The 19870-nt window shown below is 58.8% G+C and carries 24 protein-coding genes; 15 read left to right on the top strand and 9 right to left on the bottom strand.

Annotation, left to right across the window (positions count from 1 at the left end):
• Positions 1–116: 116 nt before the first annotated feature.
• The 3 genes from D8U70_RS23410 to D8U70_RS23400 all read left to right on the top strand — a co-directional run bounded on the left by D8U70_RS23410 (position 117) and on the right by D8U70_RS23400 (position 2942).
• Positions 117–335: a DUF2970 domain-containing protein gene (locus D8U70_RS23410; RefSeq protein WP_016774481.1), complete on the top strand. Its 219-nt coding sequence runs from the start codon at positions 117–119 to the stop codon at positions 333–335.
• A 470-nt stretch (positions 336–805) separates the two neighbouring features.
• On the top strand, positions 806–2464 hold the full coding sequence (locus D8U70_RS23405) for a nitrite/sulfite reductase (protein ID WP_071172068.1): 1659 nt from the start codon (positions 806–808) through the stop codon (positions 2462–2464).
• Positions 2448–2942 carry a DUF934 domain-containing protein gene (locus D8U70_RS23400; RefSeq protein WP_016774480.1) on the top strand — a complete coding sequence of 165 codons (495 nt, stop codon included), beginning with the start codon at positions 2448–2450 and terminating at the stop codon, positions 2940–2942. Before D8U70_RS23405 ends, D8U70_RS23400 begins: the two co-directional genes overlap by 17 nt.
• Before the next feature lie 67 nt (positions 2943–3009).
• Here D8U70_RS23400 and sohB read toward each other — a convergent pair whose 3' ends face one another.
• Positions 3010–4041 (bottom strand): protease SohB, encoded by a 1032-nt coding sequence (gene sohB / locus D8U70_RS23395; protein ID WP_016774479.1) that lies wholly within the window; start codon positions 4039–4041, stop codon positions 3010–3012.
• A 204-nt stretch (positions 4042–4245) separates the two neighbouring features.
• Here sohB and D8U70_RS23390 point away from each other — a divergent pair, with 204 nt between their 5' ends.
• Both D8U70_RS23390 and D8U70_RS23385 read left to right on the top strand, forming a co-directional pair.
• Positions 4246–4956, top strand: coding sequence for a histidine phosphatase family protein (locus D8U70_RS23390; protein ID WP_016774478.1), 711 nt, complete (start codon positions 4246–4248; stop codon positions 4954–4956).
• 63 nt (positions 4957–5019) lie between these two features.
• Positions 5020–5337 carry an SCP2 sterol-binding domain-containing protein gene (locus D8U70_RS23385; RefSeq protein WP_024012726.1) on the top strand — a complete coding sequence of 106 codons (318 nt, stop codon included), beginning with the start codon at positions 5020–5022 and terminating at the stop codon, positions 5335–5337.
• Between the two features lie 78 nt (positions 5338–5415).
• Here the strand turns inward: D8U70_RS23385 and D8U70_RS23380 are convergent, their stop codons facing one another.
• From D8U70_RS23380 to D8U70_RS23360, 5 genes are all read right to left on the bottom strand, one after another.
• Positions 5416–5922, bottom strand: coding sequence for a hypothetical protein (locus tag D8U70_RS23380; protein WP_130929838.1), 507 nt, complete (start codon positions 5920–5922; stop codon positions 5416–5418).
• A 95-nt stretch (positions 5923–6017) separates the two neighbouring features.
• Positions 6018–7055: a hypothetical protein gene (locus D8U70_RS23375; protein ID WP_130929837.1), complete on the bottom strand. Its 1038-nt coding sequence runs from the start codon at positions 7053–7055 to the stop codon at positions 6018–6020.
• A gap of 12 nt (positions 7056–7067) precedes the next feature.
• A complete protein-coding gene (locus tag D8U70_RS23370; RefSeq protein ID WP_041478692.1) occupies positions 7068–7595 on the bottom strand; it encodes a PAAR domain-containing protein in 528 nt (175 codons plus the stop codon).
• A gap of 183 nt (positions 7596–7778) precedes the next feature.
• Positions 7779–8273 (bottom strand): RES domain-containing protein, encoded by a 495-nt coding sequence (locus D8U70_RS23365; protein ID WP_039758650.1) that lies wholly within the window; start codon positions 8271–8273, stop codon positions 7779–7781.
• Positions 8270–8746, bottom strand: coding sequence for an MbcA/ParS/Xre antitoxin family protein (locus D8U70_RS23360; protein ID WP_122610537.1), 477 nt, complete (start codon positions 8744–8746; stop codon positions 8270–8272). Before D8U70_RS23360 ends, D8U70_RS23365 begins: the two co-directional genes overlap by 4 nt.
• Positions 8747–9096: 350 nt before the next feature.
• Here D8U70_RS23360 and D8U70_RS23355 point away from each other — a divergent pair, with 350 nt between their 5' ends.
• The 3 genes from D8U70_RS23355 to D8U70_RS23345 all read left to right on the top strand — a co-directional run bounded on the left by D8U70_RS23355 (position 9097) and on the right by D8U70_RS23345 (position 12291).
• On the top strand, positions 9097–9960 hold the full coding sequence (locus D8U70_RS23355) for a LysR family transcriptional regulator (protein ID WP_024012724.1): 864 nt from the start codon (positions 9097–9099) through the stop codon (positions 9958–9960).
• 112 nt (positions 9961–10072) lie between these two features.
• A complete protein-coding gene (locus D8U70_RS23350) occupies positions 10073–11218 on the top strand; it encodes an SRPBCC family protein (protein WP_130929836.1) in 1146 nt (381 codons plus the stop codon).
• Positions 11215–12291, top strand: a complete 1077-nt coding sequence (locus D8U70_RS23345; protein ID WP_130929835.1) for an SMP-30/gluconolactonase/LRE family protein — start codon at positions 11215–11217, stop codon at positions 12289–12291. Before D8U70_RS23350 ends, D8U70_RS23345 begins: the two co-directional genes overlap by 4 nt.
• Positions 12292–12400: 109 nt before the next feature.
• On the opposite strand, the gene D8U70_RS27820 is transcribed toward D8U70_RS23345, so the two are convergent.
• A complete protein-coding gene (locus tag D8U70_RS27820; RefSeq protein ID WP_016774471.1) occupies positions 12401–12565 on the bottom strand; it encodes a hypothetical protein in 165 nt (54 codons plus the stop codon).
• A 98-nt stretch (positions 12566–12663) separates the two neighbouring features.
• Positions 12664–12918 carry a DUF465 domain-containing protein gene (locus D8U70_RS23340; RefSeq protein ID WP_016774470.1) on the bottom strand — a complete coding sequence of 85 codons (255 nt, stop codon included), beginning with the start codon at positions 12916–12918 and terminating at the stop codon, positions 12664–12666.
• A gap of 204 nt (positions 12919–13122) precedes the next feature.
• Between D8U70_RS23340 and D8U70_RS23335 the strand changes: the two genes are divergently transcribed.
• Complete coding sequence (locus D8U70_RS23335; RefSeq protein WP_016774469.1) at positions 13123–13644, top strand: DUF4142 domain-containing protein; 522 nt, start codon at positions 13123–13125, stop codon at positions 13642–13644.
• A 56-nt stretch (positions 13645–13700) separates the two neighbouring features.
• On the opposite strand, the gene D8U70_RS23330 is transcribed toward D8U70_RS23335, so the two are convergent.
• A complete protein-coding gene (locus D8U70_RS23330) occupies positions 13701–13964 on the bottom strand; it encodes a hypothetical protein (RefSeq protein WP_041478793.1) in 264 nt (87 codons plus the stop codon).
• 259 nt (positions 13965–14223) lie between these two features.
• On the opposite strand from D8U70_RS23330, the gene D8U70_RS23325 reads away from it, so the two are divergent.
• The 6 genes from D8U70_RS23325 to D8U70_RS23300 are packed head-to-tail and all read left to right on the top strand — an operon-like array spanning position 14224 to position 19654.
• Positions 14224–15075 carry an STAS domain-containing protein gene (locus tag D8U70_RS23325; RefSeq protein WP_122692734.1) on the top strand — a complete coding sequence of 284 codons (852 nt, stop codon included), beginning with the start codon at positions 14224–14226 and terminating at the stop codon, positions 15073–15075.
• Between the two features lie 4 nt (positions 15076–15079).
• Positions 15080–15442: an STAS domain-containing protein gene (locus tag D8U70_RS23320; RefSeq protein ID WP_016774466.1), complete on the top strand. Its 363-nt coding sequence runs from the start codon at positions 15080–15082 to the stop codon at positions 15440–15442.
• The gene (locus D8U70_RS23315) at positions 15439–15843 is read left to right on the top strand and encodes an anti-sigma regulatory factor (RefSeq protein WP_016774465.1); all 405 of its coding nucleotides are present in this window, start codon (positions 15439–15441) and stop codon (positions 15841–15843) included. Before D8U70_RS23320 ends, D8U70_RS23315 begins: the two co-directional genes overlap by 4 nt.
• Positions 15840–16853, top strand: coding sequence for an ATP-binding protein (locus D8U70_RS23310; RefSeq protein WP_130929834.1), 1014 nt, complete (start codon positions 15840–15842; stop codon positions 16851–16853). The genes D8U70_RS23315 and D8U70_RS23310 overlap by 4 nt, the downstream gene beginning before the upstream one ends.
• On the top strand, positions 16846–17721 hold the full coding sequence (locus D8U70_RS23305; RefSeq protein ID WP_016774463.1) for an ATP-binding protein: 876 nt from the start codon (positions 16846–16848) through the stop codon (positions 17719–17721). Before D8U70_RS23310 ends, D8U70_RS23305 begins: the two co-directional genes overlap by 8 nt.
• A complete protein-coding gene (locus D8U70_RS23300) occupies positions 17711–19654 on the top strand; it encodes a response regulator (protein WP_130929833.1) in 1944 nt (647 codons plus the stop codon). The genes D8U70_RS23305 and D8U70_RS23300 overlap by 11 nt, the downstream gene beginning before the upstream one ends.
• Positions 19655–19870: the final 216 nt, after the last annotated feature.

Raw genomic sequence — 19870 nt, 5'->3', positions numbered from 1 at the left:
GACGCCGCGCTGTCCGGCGGTACATGGCTATATCCCATGCGCGAAAGTTGTAACGCGGCATCCGTGACCACAGCGATTGACTATGCTTCGGGGGACGATTTTTCGCAGAGGGATTTATGGACGATCCAGTCGACAACAAACCGCCGAGTTTCTGGCAGATGCTGCACAGCGTCATGGCAGCGGCGTTCGGCGTGCAAAGCGGCAAGAACCGGGAAAGGGACTTTACCCACGGCAAACCCAGCCACTTCGTGATTCTCGGCGTTTTGTTTACAGCCGTGTTTGGCCTGACGCTGTTTGCCATCGTCAAACTGGTGTTGTATCTGGCCGGGGTATGATGGCGCCAGGCCGGGCACCGACTCGAGCTATCCGGGCCCTGGAAGAAAGGCCCGGAACGCTGATTTACTGATGGCTGACCCAGAAGACCGCTGTTCCTACAACGAGAATGATCAGGAACAAAATGGCCCACGCATCGACGCTACTGTCGCTTTTCCTGGCTTTGGTCGGGTTGCTCATTGCATCGCCTCTTGTCGGTTTTATCGGTGATTGCACAAAGACTCGATCACAGTTAAGACGATGATTGTCCGCACGACAAATGTGGATTAGATGACCGGCATTCGCGTTAGGCGATTTGGTTCTTTACATATACTCAAACATCACTTTTGCGCATAACTGCAAACGGGTATATTGCCCCGGCTCCGTGACGGAGTGCGCGGCCGTGCGCGCAGAATTGCAGAGGCAACATCGGACTCCAGCAAGCGAAAACGCAGCGTTTTCCGAGTAGCCCAAGCCTGAGAACAGGACTTATATGTACGTATACGACGAGTACGATCAGCGGATCATCGAGGACCGCGTCAAGCAGTTCCGTGATCAGACCCGACGCTATCTGGCAGGTGAGCTGAGCGAAGAAGAATTCCGCCCCCTGCGCCTGCAAAATGGCCTGTACATCCAGCGTTTCGCGCCGATGCTGCGCGTGGCCGTGCCTTACGGCCAGCTGACTTCGCGCCAGGTGCGCATGATGGCCAAAATCGCCCGCGACTACGACAAGGGCTACGCCCACATCAGTACGCGGCAGAACGTGCAGTTCAACTGGCCTGCGGTGGAAGACATCCCGGACATCCTCGCTGAACTCGCGACCGTGCAGATGCATGCGATCCAGACCAGCGGCAACTGCCTGCGCAACGTCACCACCGACCAGTTCGCCGGTGTCGCTGCCGACGAAGTGATCGACCCGCGCCCATGGTGCGAGATCGTCCGCCAGTGGACCACGTTCCACCCGGAATTCGCCTACCTGCCGCGCAAATTCAAGATCGCCGTCAACGGCTCGACCAGTGACCGCGCTGCCATTGAAGTCCACGACATCGGCCTGGAACCTGTCTACAACGCTGCTGGCGAGCTGGGCTTCCGCGTGCTGGTTGGCGGCGGCCTCGGTCGTACGCCGGTGGTGGGTGCATTCATCAATGAATTCCTGCCGTGGCAAGACCTGCTGAGCTATCTCGACGCCATCCTGCGGGTGTACAACCGCTACGGCCGTCGCGACAACAAATACAAGGCGCGGATCAAGATCCTCGTCAAGGCGCTCACGCCTGAAGTGTTCGCGCAGAAAGTCGATGCGGAAATGGAGCACCTGCGCGGTGGCCAGACCACGCTGACCGAGGCTGAACTGCATCGCGTCGCCAAGCACTTCGTCGATCCGGACTACAAGACCCTCGACAACCAGACCGCGCAACTGGCCGATCTGGACAAAGAGCATCCCGGTTTCGCCCGCTGGCGCAGCCGCAACACCCTGGCGCACAAGAAGCCGGGCTATGTGGCTGTGACGCTGTCGTTGAAGCCGACCGGCGTTGCCCCTGGCGACATCACCGACAAGCAACTCGACGCCGTCGCCGATCTGGCCGAGCGCTACAGTTTCGGTCAACTGCGCACCTCCCACGAGCAGAACATCATTCTTGCCGATGTCGAGCAGAGCCAGTTGTTCACCCTGTGGGGCGAGTTGCGTGAAGGCGGTTTCGCCACGCCGAACATCGGCCTGCTGACCGACATCATCTGCTGCCCAGGCGGTGACTTCTGCTCGCTGGCCAACGCCAAGTCGATCCCGATTGCCGAATCGATCCAGCGTCGCTTCGATGATCTGGACTACCTGTTCGACATCGGCGAGCTGGACCTGAACATCTCCGGTTGCATGAACGCCTGTGGTCACCACCACGTCGGCCATATCGGCATCCTCGGCGTGGACAAGAAAGGCGAAGAGTTCTATCAGGTCTCCCTCGGCGGCAGCGCCAGCCGTGATGCGAGCCTCGGCAAGATCCTCGGCCCGTCCTTCGCACAGGAAGCCATGCCTGACGTGATCTCGAAGCTGATCGACGTGTACGTTGAACAACGCACCGAAGACGAACGCTTCATCGACACCTATCAGCGTATTGGCATCGACCTCTTCAAGGAACGCGTCTATGCAGCGAATCATTAAAAACAACGAAGTCGTCGACGAAACCTGGCACCTGTTGCCGAAGGATTTCAATATCGATGAAATCAGCAACTGCGACGATCTGATCGTGCCGCTGCAGCTGTGGCGCGAACACAGCCGCATGCTCCTGGCCCGCGACGGTGGTCTGGGTGTGTGGCTGGATGCTGATGAAGAGGCCGAGGAAATCGGTGAGGACGTCGCCAAGTTTCAGGTGATCGCCTTGAACTTCCCGGCGTTTACCGACGGCCGTAACTACTCCAATGCCCGTCTGCTGCGTGACCGTTATGGTTTCAAAGGCGAGCTGCGTGCGATTGGCGATGTACTGCGGGACCAATTGTTCTACATGCATCGCTGCGGTTTCGACGCCTTTGCCATTCGCGCGGACAAAGACCCGTACGAAGCACTGGAAGGCCTCAAGGACTTCTCGGTGACTTACCAGGCTGCCGCTGACGAACCACTGCCGCTGTTCCGTCGCCGCTAAGCGTCGGACGTTTGTCGCAGACACAAAAACGCCGGTCATGTGACCGGCGTTTTTTTATGCCTGCGGTTTACCAGAAACGTTGCTGGGTAAGACGGCTCCACCAGCTCAACAGCACGCGGTCCACCGAACCGCTGGCGGCCATGCCGATGCGTTCCTGCAGGCTTTTGCGCTCGGCGTAGTGCAGATGATAGACCTCGGCCTGTTTGGCCTTCTGTGCCAGGTATTCATCGCTGGTCTTGAGCTCATCCACCAGTTGGTTTTCCAGCGCAGCGATACCGAGCCACACCTCACCGGTAGCCACCTCATCGATCGCCAGTTGCGGGCGATAACGGGCGACGAAGTTTTTGAACAAGCGATGGGTGATGTCGAGGTCTTCCTGAAACTTCTCGCGGCCCTTTTCGGTGTTCTCGCCAAACACGGTCAGGGTGCGCTTGTACTCACCGGCGGTCAGCACTTCGAAATCGATATCGTGCTTCTTCAATAGGCGATTGACGTTGGGCAATTGCGCGACCACGCCGATCGAACCGAGAATGGCAAACGGAGCGCTGATGATCTTGTCGCCGATACACGCCATCATGTAGCCGCCGCTGGCCGCGACCTTGTCGATGCACACGGTCAGTGGCACGCCCGCATCACGGATTCGAGCCAGCTGCGACGATGCCAGACCGTAGCTGTGCACCATGCCGCCGCCACTTTCCAGACGCAGAACCACTTCGTCTTTCGGCGTGGCCAGGGTCAGCAGCGCGGTGATCTCGTGGCGCAGGCTTTCCGTGGCGGAAGCCTTGATATCGCCGTCGAAGTCGAGCACGAACACCCGGGATTTGGTCTCAGGCTTGTTCTTCTGTTTCTTCGCGCTTTTTTCCGTTTTCGCTTCGCCCTTGCGCAATGCCTTGAGCTGATCCTTGTCTAGCAGGGTCTGCTCCAGGCGTTCACGAAGCCCCTTGTAGAAATCGTTGAGCTTGCTGACCTGCAACTGGCCCGCCGATTTGCGCCGGCCCTTGCTGCGCAACGCAGCGAAACTGGCCAGCACCACGAGAATGGCGATCACCAGCGTGACGGTCTTGGCCAGGAAGCTGGCGTATTCGGTGAAAAAATCCACAGAGACTCCTCAAAGCAATGCGTGACGGTGTATTACACGCGGAATGGCTCCAGCATACCCATGCGCTGGCTCATCGGCCAGCCGTGAAACCTCTGGCAACACGCCTGTAACGGGCATTTCAAACAAGCGTATGTTTTTTCATTGACAGCCTTACGCCATCCTCATAACCTCGCCTGACCTTCAACGTACCGGGACGACGCGGACGTGGGCAGCATCTACTTGATACGACATGGCCAGGCCTCCTTTGGTGCAGACGATTACGACGTGCTGTCGCCGACCGGTGTGCGTCAGGCAGAAATCCTCGGCCAGCACCTCGCCGACCTCGGTATCAGCTTTGATCGTTGCCTTGCCGGTGACCTGCGTCGCCAACAGCACACCGCCACCAGTGCACTGGAGCAATTCAGCGCCAGAGGCCTGCCGGTTCCAGTCCTCGAAACCGATTCCGCCTTCAACGAATTCGATGCCGATGCGGTGATCCGCGCTCTGCTTCCGGCCATGCTGCCGGAAGAGCCGGAAGCTCTCGACATCCTGCGAAACGCCGCGCAGAACCGCGGTGAATTCCAGCGCATCTTCGCCTTGATCGTCGAGCGCTGGCTTGCCGGCACCTACGACACACCCGGACTGGAAAGCTGGCTGGGTTTCGTCGAACGGGTTCAGGCCGGGCTGCACCGCATCCTCGACCTGGCGGAAAAGAACCAGAAAATCGCCGTGTTTACTTCCGGCGGTACCATCACTGCCCTGCTCCATCTGATTACGCAAATGCCTGCCAGACAGGCCTTTGAATTGAACTGGCAAATCGTCAACACCTCGCTCAACCAATTGAAGTTTCGTGGTCGCGAGGTGGCTCTGGCTTCCTTCAACAGTCACGCACACCTGCAACTGCTGAAGGCCCCGGAACTCATCACTTTTCGCTGAGTCCGGCTTACTGTGACCCTGGCTGTAACCACCCAGCTCCCATGACCAAGAAAGGATCGAACCATGACCTCCGTAGCTGATGCCGTAAAAGCAATGCAAGCCAAGTTCAACCCAGCCGCCGCTGCCGGTCTGGACCTGGTCTTCGGTTTCAACATCACCGACGAAGACAAGCAATACGCACTGATCGTCAAAGACGGCACCTGCGAAATTCAGGAAGGTGAAAACCCGGACGCCAACTGCACGCTGGTGCTGGACAGCCAGACCCTGAAAGACATCGTCAGCGGCGAAACCGACGGCATGCAGGCCTTCATGGGCGGCAAGCTGCGCGTTGAAGGCGACATGATGCTGTCGATGAAACTGTCCGAGCTGTTCCCTTCGTAAGAAGCTTCTTGGTAAAACACAAATCCCGCTTATTGGCGGGATTTGTCGTTTCAACCATTGAAGACATGGCAACGTGAGTTAACGCTTGGCTGAAGCCGTCCCATCAAGCTCTTTTTTTACCTGGAGGTATGCCGCCTCTTCATCACTTTTTTCGATCAGATTCGAAGCCATCGAGCGGGGCAGGAGTTTCTTTTCTGTCACGTCCCAATCGATCGTAACGACCACGGTCTTGTTTGCAAACGTGATGAAAAGCCAATAGGAATCCACCGGCCTGTCAGGCTCGGCAAATGAACTATAGGCATACCGTATCTGGCGGTGCAGGTCCGGCGTATTCAGAATGAGGTCTTCGGTGTCCAACTTCGGAAACTGCCGCCCTACAGCGAATAACGCTTCTGTCAAGAGAACATCATTCTCAATATGTCGCAAACTTTCAGGCCTATTGCGCAGCATGGTCACTGGGCTCTCTTCAGGCGGAGTACCCATGAGACGCGGGCGATACATACCTGAACTGAACCACCGGCTGGCGTCGAAACGGTTTTCTTCCGGACTCCACGGGCCGTAATACATCATTACTTTGGCTGGCATCTGGGCTTCCTTGGCGTAAATAAATAGTCCTGCAAAGCTGACAGCAATCAACAAGACACATAAGACGTGACGTTTGCCTATAAACTTCAGGAGCGTCATAGCGGTTTATAGGCAAGCAGGTGTTTGGGTACGCCGTCCGGTGTATCACCTGATCGAACGTCACGATGTGCGCCTAAGGCATCCAGCGGAAATCCAATCTTTCGTTCATACAATGCTCGGCTGTCATCGTGCGCCAGCAAATTGCGCTCTTCTTCAGAGACTGTTGGCGTCGGCGCCTGCGGCGCCTGTTCATCAGGTAATTGCGCCGTTGGGTCTTTGAGGGTCTTGCGATGTTCGATCAGCTTTCGTTCATAAGCGGTTTTTCGACTCAAATAATTCCGCATCGCTCGCCCATCAGCTGCTTCTCTTTCACGAATTCCCGGCACAGATCCCCGTTCCGCGGCAGTACCATAAGTCGTGTCGTAGTTGCTGCGTCTTGGAAATGCCCACACGGTGGTCCGGGTAGCATTAGCAAGAATCTGCGCTAGGCTGCGCTCGTAATGAGGATCTTCTGTTTCATTGACCTTGAAGTCGGCATCGATACCCAAACCTGTGCGACAAGCGTAGGAGTGAATTTTCGCACCATAGGCAAACGCTTCGGGCTTGAACATACTCGCTTGTGCATCACGCAGACGGTAGCTATCGTTTTTATCCAGCTCGTAGCCCAACTCGATACTGCCCACCACACCATGAGAAAAAAAGTCGAGCTGTTTGATCTCGCGCCCGCGGCGTTGCCGAGCTGCGATGAAATCCACAAGACCGGATATCGAGTCCATCTCCCGGTACTGTGCTCCGTGCTGATTTTCGACAACGTCCTTCAAAGCCGCCAGCAAGTTCTCCGGATAGTCATTTTTGAAAATCAGAAATACACGCTGGATTGTGAAGTTTGGAGTGCCGATTGGATACTTTGTGAGTTGGCGGATACCCTGATTGATAAAGCGCATCTTGTTGCCCTTCTGGCCACGAACCTTTTCATAAAGGGACATGTAAGACGCACCCACAACCGTTACGTAATCCTGTGCCAGCGTACCTTTCACTTGGGTCGTTGTATGTTGATCGCTTGTTCGAGCTTGATTCTTTTTGGGGGCTGCCACCTGCCACCTCCCTTAGTAATCTAGGCCGAGCGCGTCGAGATGGGCGGCGGCTTCCTTACCCCACTGCACAACTATCGAAGTCGGGTTGGCCGTAAACACTCGCGCGGCGTTACCATGACTATCGGTATGGCCGACGAGACGCTGCCCGTCACCCGTTTCGATGCAATAGAGCATGTCGGGAATAGCTTCGCCAGTGGCCTCATCAACCAGTTGGAAGCGCTCGCTGTGTTTAGGAACAGTGATAATCGGGGAGAAAGGTGCGGAACCGACCTGGGTGCCGACAAAAACGTCGCCAGAGCCCGTGATTATCATGCCTCCGTGGGCCGTTGCACTGCCCAAGAAAGCAATAGGCTTGCCATTGATCAAAATATTGCTGATGCCTTCGGTGACAGTATCTCCGCACGCGGTGGTGTCTCCGACACGCAAAACTGGCATTCCATTGATGTTTACATCACCGGAACCGCTGTTACTGGGATTGGTGCCATGGCCTGTGATCGGGCATGCATTAAGATCGCTGAGTCGAGCGGCAGGCTTTGCCATCTTTAACTTCCTTGTAGTAAGCGTGGGCGCGAAATGTACCGGATCTTTATATTGGTTGAAAGCCTCAATCCAGACGTAGAATGCGAGCCGCCGCGAATGTAGCTGGCAGCGACTCATCGGCCCTTGATCGCTCCCGGAACCTGGAAATTGTCATGTCGGATTCGCAGGCCCACACAAATCCGATCAACCCTCCTGCAACAACCGCGTATCCAGCCCAAACCGCTCTTGCGAAACCATCCTGAACTGACCTTCCGCCAGATCGCAACTCACCAGCAAATTCCACGAGTGTCGGGTGGCCACCGAAGGCACCAGAATAAATGGATGTTCAGCCAACAGTGCATCGGCAAACTTTCGCTGGTTGGGTGAGGTTTTGATCGGGGTGAGCCAATGGGGATTGGGCACATCTTCCGGTTGCACGATTCTGACGCTGGCGTCGTGGGTGATTTCAAAACAGGTCAACACATAGGGTTCCTGATCAAGCGCATCGAAGCTGCCATGGGCGGCCACCTCCAGTATCGCCGTGGAGGGGTCGACCGACGCATAAACGACTCTGCGGCCGGGCGTATTCCAGCGGCCGCCGTCCCGTTTCGATCCGAGGCCGCTGTCCCAGGTCTCGCTGTACACCTCGCGATCCAGCCGCCAGGCGTACCAGCGATCATCCCAGGGCAAGGGATTCATTGATAAACCCCGTATTTGATCTGGTTCAGATACTCCTCCACCATCCTGAAGCCCAGCGCATGTCCAACCAGATCGAGCGGCACATATCCGTAGAAGTAAGTGGCGCGGTGTTCCAGCCATGATTCGGCCTTGGCCTGACGCCCGAACACCTCGATGGCCAGTTCCAGCGCAGCGGCATATTGGTAGGCGATCACGCTCTGCGGCGTGTCCAGGCGCACCGACGCGCCTTCCTTGAGCAGGCGTCGCACGGTTCTCACGGATTTGCCGGTGATACGTTTGACCATCTCTCCCTGTTGGTACAGCTCGGAGGTTGCGATCATGTTCACCACATCAAGCAGCTCAAATCCTTCGCTTGTGCAGCGCAGGATGAGCATCGGATCGTCGCCGGTGTCCTGCCCACGCAACAGCAACTCCAGAGGTTTGCCCTCGAGCTTCTTCAAGCCCGTGAGCCGGGGCACCTTGGCGCTCGGCATGGCAACGTCCTCCGAGGGACACCTGGCGCGATCGTCGCGCCAGTAATGGCGAGGCGAGTAAGCAGGCGTATGGCTTTCAATCAGTGGGATTCGCATAGTCCATCCTTTGTCCGGGTCCAGAGCGATCTGTGCGCTCGATGACTTCAATGTCAGGACTGATCCTATAGACCCGGCGTCCGACGACCAACCTGAAAAAGTCGTCAGAAATATCCCCAAATCTGATCAAAACGCTCCTGTTTCCGTAGGACTCAAACGCAATTTTCAGCGGTTCAATCCGTTGTTGCTTTCAGGTTGGGGAGAGAGCCTTTTGACTTACAATGCGCTCCACCTCCAGACACCGGCCCTGCCCCATGGACATCGACCTCGCTCGCACTTTCCTCGAAATCGTCCGTCACGGCAGTCTCGCCGCCGCTGCGCAGAAGCTGTTCGTCACGCAGACCGCCATCACCGCGCGGGTGCAGAAACTCGAAAGCCAGTTGGGCAGTACGCTGTTCGTGCGCAATCGCGCCGGGGCGAAGTTGACGGCCAATGGCGAAGCGTTTGTGATCTACGCCAATCAACTGGTGCAGACCTGGGAAGCCGCGCGCCGCGACTTGCCGCTGCCCGAGGGTTATCACAACGTTCTGCATATCGGTGGCGAGGTCAGCCTGTGCAATCCGTTGATGCTCAGTTGGGCGGCGGAACTGCGCGAGAAAATCCCCGGCCACGCACTGCGCATGGAAATTCGCGATGGCGAAAATCTGCTGCGTCAGCTCGAACTCGGTGTGCTCGATGCCGCGCTGGTTTATCAACCGGAATACTGGCCGGGTCTGCAGGTCGAGCAAGTGCTGGAGGAAAAACTGATTCTGGTGCGCGCCCCCGAGCGTCCTGAGCCTTACGTCTACATCGACTGGGGCCCGGATTTCCGCCGTCAGCACGACGCCGCCCTGCCGGAAAAAGCCAAAGCCGCGCTGAGCTTCAACCTTGGCCCGCTGGCCCTGCAATACATCCTCGAACATGGCGGCAGCGGCTATTTCCGCACCCGGGTCGTGCGCACGTATCTGGAGACCGGCGCGCTGGAAGCCGTCACCAAAGCGCCGGAATTCGGGTATCCGACCTATCTGGTGTATTCCCGTGATCGCGACTCGGCCGTGCTGCAACAGGCCTTCGATCTGTTGCGCGAAGTGATCCGCACCGATGACGACTGGTCGCAACGCTGGAACCCCTTGAGCTGACGGGCAGCTTCAGTCCAGAGCATGGCGCTTAAGGCCGCAAGGTTCGCCCTGCACAAGTCAGCGGATCGGCTAATCTGCCGGGTATAACAACAATACCCGCAGGTGAAACGCATTGAGGCAGACCACCGAGGCATTCCGCAGCCGCTACCGGGCGGCCATTCATCCGTTGTACAACCCGTGGTTGCATGGCGCGTTCGTGTTGCTGTTCGGCATTTTCGTCGTCGCTGCGTTCTGGCGCACGGTGCATTCAGTGAGCTGGCTGGAATGGCTGACAGTGCCGCTGAGCCTGTTGTTGTTCAACTTCGGCGTGTACATGGTCCATCGTCATTTAGGCCATCACAAAAAAGCTTTCGCAAAGATGTTCTACGCACGACATGCCGGCGACCATCACAGCTTTTTCACCCCCGGCCATATGACCTACGACAGCGCGCGGGACTGGCGAGTGATTCTGTTTCCAGCCTGGCTGATCGTTGTTCATACGCTATTGATCACCCTGCCCCTCTGGTGGCTGCTCGCGCAGGTCAACGCCAATGTCGCCGGGCTTTTCGCCGGATGCATGGTGCTCGGTTATCTGCTCTATGAGGTGTTCCATGCCTGCGAACATCTGCCGCCGCAGAATCCGTTGACTCGTTTGCCGTGGATCCGCCAGATGCGCCGTCTGCACGAACTGCATCACCGCCGCGAGCGCATGCAGGAGCGTAATTTCAACATCGTTCTGCCCTTGATGGACTACCTGTTCGGCACGCTGTACATCGAGCCGGAACCCGCCCCTTTGAGTGATTCGCAAATGCCCATGACGCGCATGCAGCACCAGATCGATATCGCCGGCGAGCCGGTCGCTGTGCTGGCTTATGCCGCCAGCGTCAGTCACTGGCCGGACTGGCATCCCTCCTCATTGAAGATTGACGGTCCGCACGGTCCACTGCATGCCGGTGCGCGTTTCGAAGAGGACATCCATGCCGGCGGACGTGCCGGTCACTTGCGCTGGGAAGTCACTGAATATCTGCCGGGCCGGCGCTGGTGCGCACGCGCGCAAAGTGATCAGGGCCTGTCCCTGCGTTTGACTTACGAATGCTCGGCGGAGGCTGGCGGCACGCGATTCGTGCGTACGCTGGAATATCGCTTTGACGGTTTGCTCATGCGTCTGGCCAATCGTCTGTTGCTCAAGCGGCGCATCGAGCGCGAGTCTGCCGCGTCCATGCTTGCCCTGCGCGACACGACCGCGCAGTACATCGGCGCGGCGAGGGCCAGCGCGTGAAATTACGTTATGTGCTGTGCCTGCTGATCACTCTCGTCATCGCCTTCTTGTTGTTGCTGCCAACCAAAGTCGTACCAGTGGCCTGGACACCGCCACCGGCGCCCTCGTTGAAAGACGGGATCTACGCGGACAATCAGCGCCTCAAAGCTGTGGCGAAGGTCGGGCCGAGCGACATCGAAGGGCCTGAGGCGCTGCTGCTGGAAGACGAATTCCTCATTACCGGATTGCATGACGGCCGGCTGATCCGCAGCAGCCTCGACGGCACGCAGCGCAAGGTCCTCGCCGACACCGGTGGCCGTCCCTTGGGCCTGGCCCGTCATCCGAACGGCATGCTGGTGATTGCCGATGCGGTCAAAGGCTTGCTGTCGCTGGATGCACAGGGCCGCGTGATCCCCTTGACCACCGAGGCCAACGGCGTGCCATTTGGATTTACCGATGATGTGGCGGTCGACAAGTCAGGCCACTACGCCTACTTCAGCGATGCATCGAGCCGCTGGGGCTATGGCCATGACGGTGAGGCGATCATCGAGCACGGCGCCGACGGCCGTTTACTGCGCTACGATTTTCAGAGCGGCAAGACCAGCGTCTTGCTCGACAAGTTGCAGTTCGCCAACGGCGTCACCCTTGGCCCCGACGAAGCCTATGTGCTGGTCAATGAAACCGGTGCTTATCGCATCAGCCGCTACTGGCTGAGCGGGCCGAAGGCCGGTACCCATGATGTGTTCATCGACAACTTGCCGGGGCTTCCGGACAACCTCTCGTTCAATGGCAGCAATCGCTTTTGGGTAGCGTTGTACGCGCCGCGCAACGCGTTACTCGACGGCACCGCGCAGCACCCGTTCGTACGCAAGATGATCGTGCGGGCGTTGACGGTTTTGCCCAAGCCTGTCGAAAAGCGTGGGTTTGTGCTGGGACTGGATCTGGACGGCAAGGTGATAGCCAATTTGCAGGACGCGAGCGAAGGCAATTATTCGCCGATTACCACGGTGCGCGAATATGGGCAGTGGTTGTATTTCGGCTCGTTGAAGGCGAGGCATATGGGGCGGATGGGGTTGGATGCGGCGCTGAAGTAAGCCTGCGGGATTTGCGGGGGAATGGACTTGCGCCTTCGCGAGCAGGCTCGCTCCCACAGGGGAAACAAATTCCAAATGTGGGAGCGAGCCTGCTCGCGAAGGCGGTCTGTCAGTTGCCGGACCGGTCGAACTTCTCCGGATCTTCATCCTCCGGCAGTTCTTTCACGGTTTTTTCCGGATGCGCTGTGGTATGCGCCGGGCTGTTGGGTTCAGGGCGGGTCGGAATCGGGTCGAAGCCGCCCTGCTCTTCACTGGGGAATTTCGGATCGTTCATGAGGCACCTCGCAACGAGTCGATGGTTTGCAGACTCTGCACATTGGAGGTGCCGTGGGGGTCGCCGTTCCCTTCGGATGGCGACCACGGGTCAGGTAATTACTGACCGGTCAGCGGCTGCCCGGCCAACCGGGCGACGATCTGCTCCTTGACGATCACGCGCTTCTCTTTGAGCTTCTTCAATTCGTCATCACTGGGGGCGTCTGACTGGGCGTTCTCGGCCTCGACCACTTCAGCATCCACCTCGAAATACTTGTTGAGCAGCGAATCCAGCTTCGCATCCTCGGAGCGTTTTTGCTCGATCTCTTCCTTTTTGCAGCCCAGGTCCTGATACAGATCATGTGAAACCGGCATGAAACACCTCCATCAAATTGATCGACAACCAGCGCGACCGATGCGCTGACTCATTATCAGCATGGCCTTGCGCAATGGCTTCTGTCGACACCCTGTCAGACCAGCGGTTGCCGTTCGTCGCCCTGTCGTAAATGCGATAAAACCTTTGGCTTGTGCTTTCGCTCCATTGGATAACGCTCACAAAAACCTGCGTGGAGATACCCAATGGACGGATTCAACCTGCGTCATCTCGCTCTGGCTGTTGCACTGTCTGCCGGCATGGGCAGCGCCTTTGCCGCGACCGACAATGACTTTGTCGATAACGCCGCCGCCGGTGGCATCGCTGAAATCGAAACCAGCCGTCTGGCTCTGGAAAAAAGCCAGTCCGCTGATATCAAAGCCTTTGCCAACCAGATGATCACCGATCACAGCAAAGCCAACGATGAGCTGGCAGCAATTGCCAAGGCCAACGACATCGAAGTCCCGGACACCACCACCCTGGTCAAACAGGCCAAGGAAAAGATTCTCGACATGCGTGATGAATCCTTCGATGCGGCCTACGCCAACAACCAGGTCAAGGCTCACGAAGAGACCATCGAGCTGTTCAAGAAGCAGGCGAACACCGTGACCGATGACAAGGCCAAGGGCGCTACTGAACTGAAAGCGTTTGCGCAGAAGATGCTGCCAGCGCTGGAAAAACACCTGGCCCACGCCAAAGAGCTGCAAGCCAAACATCCGAGCAAGTAACCGCCCGGCAATAAAAAGGCCGCATCCTTCGATGCGGCCTTTTTGCGTTTCAGCGATCAACCGCCATCGGTGTCGATATCGGCGTCGGTGCTCTCGCCCGGTTCAGGACGGTCAGGGTCAGGCTTGAAACCAGGGCTGAAGTCGTTGCTGTTGTCATTGTGATGCTGCTTCTGATCAACCTCGGCAGCCGCGCTGTCCGCCTGTCCTTCTTCAGCCGGCGCGGGGGTGTTTTGCCCCGGTGTCTGCGGATCGATGGCCGGGTCGTTGCGGTTAATTGACTCTGAGGACTGATTTTGCTGTTGCGGCGCTTGCTCGTTCATATCCACCTCATTCATAGTCCTGCCTCCTTCTTCCAGCACGACTGGAAAACGTCGGGCATGCAGATTCGAAGCCTGACGCCGCAGATTCGTTCAAAAGATCGCTGCCTGTTGCCACGCCGACTAGAGTTAGCGGGGCGTTCGACGCGGCAGGCAGAAAAATTCGCCGCTGGGTGAACAACTATTTCAAGCGGTAAATGTCAGTCAAATCGCGCCGGTCATTTCGCCGAGCCGGCCCAATACGTAACGGAGCGACACGCACATGGCAGCACTGCAGAACAGCACAGTTGAAGCAATCAGGAACAACCAGGCTCAACTGCTGAGCGAATGGACCAAACGCCTCGAAGCCAGCGGCGCCACGCGCAATCTCAAAGAACACGACCTCGCGCAGCAAACCCGCGACTTGCTCGGCCTGCTGCTGGCCGGTCTGGAAAACGGCAACGGCAGCAAGATTGCCGCCGCAGGCTGGGAAGACACCCGTCAGTTCCTTGAAAAGCTGTCGCAGAGCCGCGCCCTGCTCGGCCAGGATTCCCAGCAAACCGCCAATTTCATCTTTGCCCTGAAGGGCCCGTTGTTCGCCCTGCTGCAAAACCATTATCAGGACCAGCCGGCACTGCTCGCCGAGCAACTGCTGGAAGTTTCCGAACTGCTCGACACGGTCGGCATGCACACCATCGGCACCTTCCAGAAATCCCGCGAAGCGGTGATCAAGCGTCAGCAGGAAGAGTTGCTGGAACTGTCGACTCCGGTGGTCAAGCTGTGGGACGGCGTTCTCGCCCTGCCAATGATCGGCACACTCGATTCGCAACGCACCCAGGTAGTCATGGAATCGCTGCTGCAACGCATCGTCGACACCGGTTCCGAGATCGCCATCATCGACATCACCGGCGTGCCGACCGTCGACACCCTGGTTGCCCAGCACCTGCTGAAAACCGTGACCGCCATTCGCCTGATGGGCGCTGACTGCATCATCAGCGGCGTGCGTCCACAGATTGCGCAAACCATCGTTCACCTGGGTCTGGATCTGCAAGGCGTTGTGACCAAGGCCAACCTGGCCGACGCCTTGAAACTGGCCCTGACTCGCCTGGGCATCAGCCTCGGCAAAGCGGTCTGAGCCGATGGAACGTATTCCGATTCTTCAAATGGGCGATTTGCTGCTGGTGACCATTCAGGTCGACATGCACGACCAGCTCGCCATGACCCTGCAGGACGATCTGTCCGAGCGCATCAGCCGGACCTCGGCCCGTGGCGTGCTGATCGACATCTCGGCGCTGGACATGGTCGACTCGTTCATCGGGCGCATGATCGGCACAATCTCGGGGTTGTCGAAAATCATGGACGCCGAAACCGTGCTGGTCGGCATGCAGCCGGCGGTGGCGATCACGCTCGTTGAGTTGGGCATGACTTTGCCGGGCGTCAGCACCGCCCTCAACGTCGAACGCGGAATGAAACTGCTGCAGGATCGAGTACGCCTGCAATGACCGTACGCAGCAGTGGTACTCAACCCATCCTGATCGAACAGGACGTGGTACTGGCCCGCCAGACCACGCGCAAGCTCGCCACCGAATGCGGCATGCGCCTGATCGACCTGACCAAACTGGTCACCGCCGTCAGCGAGCTGGCGCGTAACACCATGGTCTATGGCGGCGGCGGCGACATGGATTGGCAGATCCTCGAGGAAAACGGCCGGGTCGGTTTGCGCATCACCTTCCGCGACGAAGGCCCGGGCATCCCCGACATCAAACTGGCGATGACCGACGGCTGGACTTCCGGCAGCGGACTAGGCCTCGGCCTGACCGGCGCCAAACGTCTGGTCAATGAATTCGAACTCGACACTGAGCCCGGCAAAGGCACGCGCATTACGATCACACGATGGACATGAATATCACCGGGTCGTTGACCCAGGTTCTGCCGATCGAGGACAGCAGCCAGATCGGCCACGCCCGGCGCACCGCGCAGAAACTCGCCGAGCAGCATGGCTTCGACGAAAACGATGCCGGCCGCGTGGCACTGGTCGCGACGGAACTGGCAAGCAACGTGCTCAAGCACGCCCAGCGTGGGGAATTTCACCTGCGTGTACTGGCTCGGCCGGATAACGGCTTCGGCATCGAAATGCAGACCGTGGATCGGGCGCAGGGCTTTGACCTGGATGCCTGTCTGGCGGATGGCTTTTCCACTGGCGGTACGCAGGGCATCGGCCTCGGCGCCGTATCGCGGCAGACCAATGTCTTCGATGTCTACGCCGACCACCGTGGCGCGGTGTTGCTGGCGCGAATTTTTCCGCGCAACGATCGTCAGACGGATATCCGCTTCGGCGTCAGCCAGCATTCGCTGCATGCCGATCCAGCCTGCGGTGATGTCTGGCATCTGGCGTATGAAGGTTCGCGGATCAGCGCGCTGGTGGTCGATGGCCTCGGCCACGGCGAGGACGCCGAACGTGCCGGCCTGGCCGGGGCGCAGGCATTCGCTCGGGCGCCGTTTGCCGACCCTGTGGTATTGATGGAAGACCTGCATCAGGAAATGCTCGGCACCCGCGGCGGCGCCGTCGCTTTCGCGCAGTTCGACAGCCAGCGCGATGGTCTGACGTTCGCCGGTGTCGGTAACATTGGCGCCAGTCTGCTCGAGGCTGGCAAATCCCGTGGCCTGGCCTCGCACCCCGGCATCGTTGGCGGCCAGTACCGTAAAGCCAAACCCTTTGACTATGCTCACGTGAACGGACATTTATTGATCATGTACAGCGACGGCTTACAGTCCCGTTGGAATCTTGCAGACTACCCCGGCCTGGTGCATCGCCATCCGTCCGTGATAGCCAGCGTCCTGCATCGCGACTTCTGTCGTGGTCGCGATGACGTGACGGTACTGGTCGTTGCTCTGGAGGCCGCCCATGGCTGAATCGACTACTTTGAGCCATGCCGAACAGGCGGCGCTCATCGCTCAGTTGCAGCGCGAAACCACTGCCCTGCGCGAAGAGCTCGATGAAACCAACCAGGGCGTGCTGGCGCTGTACGCCGAGCTCGACAATCAGGCTGAAGAACTGCGTCAGGCATCGGATCTCAAGAGCCGTTTCCTGTCATACATGAGCCATGAATTCCGCACGCCGCTGGGTTCGATTCTGAGCATCAACAGTCTGCTCGCTGACGAACTTGACGGTCCGCTCAGCCCTGAACAGCACAAGCAGGTGGCCTTCGTCAGCACCGCTGCCCGCGAGCTCAGCGACATGGTTGATGACCTGCTCGATCTGGCGAAGATCGAAGCCGGGCGCATCAGCATCTCGCCGGCCTGGTTCGACATGTTCGACCTGTTTTCGGCCCTGCGCGGGATGTTTCGGCCAATCGTCGACGCCTCGGCGGTGGATCTGATCTTCGAAGAGCCGCTGGGCCTGCCGCGCCTGTATACCGATGACAAGAAGCTCGGGCAGATCCTGCGCAACTTCATTTCCAACTCGCTGAAATTCACCACCCGTGGCGAAGTGCGCGTCTCGGCGCGACTGGAAGGTGAGGACAAAGTGCGCTTTGCCGTCAGTGACACCGGCATCGGCATCGCGGCCGAGCTGCATGACACGCTGTTCGAAGACTTCTCCCAAGTCGATTCGCCATTGCAGAAACGTCTGCGCGGCACCGGTCTGGGTCTGTCACTATGCAAGCGTTTCGCCGCCCTGCTCGGCGGTGAAGTCGGGGTAGACAGTACGCCGGGCGTGGGCTCGACGTTCTTTGTCATCATCCCGCTGGCAATTGCTCTGGAGAACGTCGATGAATCGTGACATCCGCCTGTTGATCGTCGATGACAACGTCGCCACCCGTTACGCCCTGCGTCGGCGCCTGGAGCGCCACGGCTACACAGTGCTCGAAGCCGGCACCGGCAGCGACGGCCTGGCCCTGATCGAGAGCGAAGCCCTCGATGCGTTGATCCTCGACGTCAACCTGCCGGACATGAGCGGTTTCGACATCGTCCGCCTGTTGCGCGCCGACCCGCGCACTGCGCTGCTGCCGGTGATTCATGTGTCAGCGGCGTCGATCCAGACCGGCGACATCATCACCGGCCTCAATGCGGGCGCCGATGCCTATCTGATTCACCCGGTCGACCCGGATGTGCTCTTGGCGACGCTGCGTACCCTGCTGCGGGTGCGCGACACGGAAAATGCCCTGCGCGAAAGCGAGGCGCGTTTCCGCGAGATTTTCGCCAACGTCTCGGCGCCGATCGCGGTGCTCGATGCCAATCTGAAAGTGCATGAGTGCAATCACGCATTTGCCCAATTGATCGTCGATAACCGCGACCCGCAGGCGCTGCGTGAATGCTTCGCCGAAGATCAATGCTCGATCCTCGATGAACTGCGTCTGCGTCTGGTCGACGGCGAGCGCTGGAAAGGCACGCTGAACATGCGCGTGCAGGGCGAGATTCGCGAGACGCAATGGCAGATTTCGCCGTATCGCACGCCAGAGCTGAGCCTGGTGTTCGTCGAGGACGTCACCGAACACCGCCACCGCGAGCGCTCGCATCTGGCGCGACTGGATGACACCACCACGCAGCTGGCCAAGGAAGTCGCCGAGCGCGTGCACGCCGAAGCGCAATTGCTGCAAGTGCAGAAAATGGATGCGCTGGGCAAGCTCACCGGCGGTATCGCCCACGACTTCAACAACCTGCTCACCGGGATCATCACCAGCCTGGAACTGATCCAGAAACGCGTGGCCGATGAGCGTCTGGACAAGGTGCAGTTCTATACCGAAGCAGCGCTGAACTCTGCGATGAGCGCGGCCTCGCTGACCCATCGTCTGCTGGCATTTGCCCGTCAGCAGCCGCTCGATACACGGCCGGTGGACATCAACGAGCATGTCCGCTCGCTGGAAGAATTGCTGGTGCGCACCATCGGCGAGCGCATCACCCTCAAGCTGGAACTGACCAACAAACCGGCGATTGCGCTGGTCGACCCGGTGCAGCTGGAAAGCGCGGTGCTCAACCTGGTGATCAACGCCCGCGATGCCCTGCCCTCCGGCGGCAATATCTGGGTCAATACTTACGCCGCTTATTCCCACGGCGATCCGAATCTGGCCGATGGCGCGTACGTGGCATTGTCGGTACGCGACGACGGCACCGGCATCGAACACAACGTGATCGACAAGGTGTTCGAGCCGTTCTTCACTACCAAGCCGCTGGGCCAGGGCACCGGGCTTGGTCTGTCGACGATTTACGGCTTTGCCCGTCAGTCCGGCGGTGACGCGCACATCCGCAGCGTCGCCCGCCGTGGCACCGAAGTGACCATCATGCTGCCCGGTACCAACGACCCTACCGGGGCCGACGCGCCTGTGCCGGTGCCTGACGCCAAAGGCAGTGGCGAGCATGTGCTGATCGTCGAGGACATGGCCACGGTGCGCTTGTTCGTTACCGAAGTGCTGGAAGACGCCGGCTATCGCTGCACGCAAGCGGCGGATATCGAATCGGCGCTGGAGCGCTTGCAGAACGACCCGTCCATCGACCTGCTGCTGACCGACGTCGGCTTGCCGCGCATGAGCGGCCGTGAACTGGCGGATGTTGCCCGTGGCTGGCACGAGGGGCTGCCGATCCTGTTCATGACCGGCTACGCCGAAACCGCGCTCAACCGCCAGGTCTTCCTCGGCACCGGCATGGACATGCTGGTCAAACCGTTCCAGATCAGCGAACTGCTCGACAAGGTCCGCCGCACGATTGATGGCGCGTGAATTAACGCCTCCCTGTAGGAGCGAGCCTGCTCGCGAAGGCGTCCGTCCAGTCAGTTCATCTGCGACTGACACTCTGCTTTCGCGAGCAGGCTCGCTCCCACAGGGGGTCTGCTGCGTTACCACTTTATTGAGTACAGCCTGCAAAACTGTGGGAGCGAGCTTGCTCGCGAAGGCGTCCGTCCAGTCAGTTCATCTGCGACTGACACTCTGCTTTCG

The sequence above is a fragment of the Pseudomonas sp. Sample_20 genome, from assembly GCF_004307585.1.
In the GTDB taxonomy this organism is placed as follows: Bacteria; Pseudomonadota; Gammaproteobacteria; order Pseudomonadales; family Pseudomonadaceae; genus Aquipseudomonas; species Aquipseudomonas atacamensis.
Note: the sequence above shows the minus strand (reverse complement) of the source record. Positions and strands in the feature narration are given on the sequence as shown.

Excerpts from the sequence above, each read along its gene's own strand:
- D8U70_RS23410 (WP_016774481.1), top strand. The coding sequence starts at position 117 with ATGGACGATCCAGTCGACAACAAACCGCCGAGTTTCTGGCAGATGCTG.
- D8U70_RS23405 (WP_071172068.1), top strand. The coding sequence starts at position 806 with ATGTACGTATACGACGAGTACGATCAGCGGATCATCGAGGACCGCGTC.
- D8U70_RS23400 (WP_016774480.1), top strand. The coding sequence starts at position 2,448 with ATGCAGCGAATCATTAAAAACAACGAAGTCGTCGACGAAACCTGGCAC.
- D8U70_RS23385 (WP_024012726.1), top strand. The coding sequence starts at position 5,020 with ATGACCTCCGTAGCTGATGCCGTAAAAGCAATGCAAGCCAAGTTCAAC.
- D8U70_RS23380 (WP_130929838.1), bottom strand. The coding sequence starts at position 5,922 with ATGCCAGCCAAAGTAATGATGTATTACGGCCCGTGGAGTCCGGAAGAA.
- D8U70_RS23370 (WP_041478692.1), bottom strand. The coding sequence starts at position 7,595 with ATGGCAAAGCCTGCCGCTCGACTCAGCGATCTTAATGCATGCCCGATC.
- D8U70_RS23365 (WP_039758650.1), bottom strand. The coding sequence starts at position 8,273 with ATGAATCCCTTGCCCTGGGATGATCGCTGGTACGCCTGGCGGCTGGAT.
- D8U70_RS23360 (WP_122610537.1), bottom strand. The coding sequence starts at position 8,746 with ATGCCGAGCGCCAAGGTGCCCCGGCTCACGGGCTTGAAGAAGCTCGAG.
- D8U70_RS23355 (WP_024012724.1), top strand. The coding sequence starts at position 9,097 with ATGGACATCGACCTCGCTCGCACTTTCCTCGAAATCGTCCGTCACGGC.
- D8U70_RS27820 (WP_016774471.1), bottom strand. The coding sequence starts at position 12,565 with ATGAACGATCCGAAATTCCCCAGTGAAGAGCAGGGCGGCTTCGACCCG.
- D8U70_RS23340 (WP_016774470.1), bottom strand. The coding sequence starts at position 12,918 with ATGCCGGTTTCACATGATCTGTATCAGGACCTGGGCTGCAAAAAGGAA.
- D8U70_RS23335 (WP_016774469.1), top strand. The coding sequence starts at position 13,123 with ATGGACGGATTCAACCTGCGTCATCTCGCTCTGGCTGTTGCACTGTCT.
- D8U70_RS23330 (WP_041478793.1), bottom strand. The coding sequence starts at position 13,964 with ATGAACGAGCAAGCGCCGCAACAGCAAAATCAGTCCTCAGAGTCAATT.
- D8U70_RS23325 (WP_122692734.1), top strand. The coding sequence starts at position 14,224 with ATGGCAGCACTGCAGAACAGCACAGTTGAAGCAATCAGGAACAACCAG.
- D8U70_RS23320 (WP_016774466.1), top strand. The coding sequence starts at position 15,080 with ATGGAACGTATTCCGATTCTTCAAATGGGCGATTTGCTGCTGGTGACC.
- D8U70_RS23315 (WP_016774465.1), top strand. The coding sequence starts at position 15,439 with ATGACCGTACGCAGCAGTGGTACTCAACCCATCCTGATCGAACAGGAC.
- D8U70_RS23310 (WP_130929834.1), top strand. The coding sequence starts at position 15,840 with ATGAATATCACCGGGTCGTTGACCCAGGTTCTGCCGATCGAGGACAGC.
- D8U70_RS23305 (WP_016774463.1), top strand. The coding sequence starts at position 16,846 with ATGGCTGAATCGACTACTTTGAGCCATGCCGAACAGGCGGCGCTCATC.
- D8U70_RS23300 (WP_130929833.1), top strand. The coding sequence starts at position 17,711 with ATGAATCGTGACATCCGCCTGTTGATCGTCGATGACAACGTCGCCACC.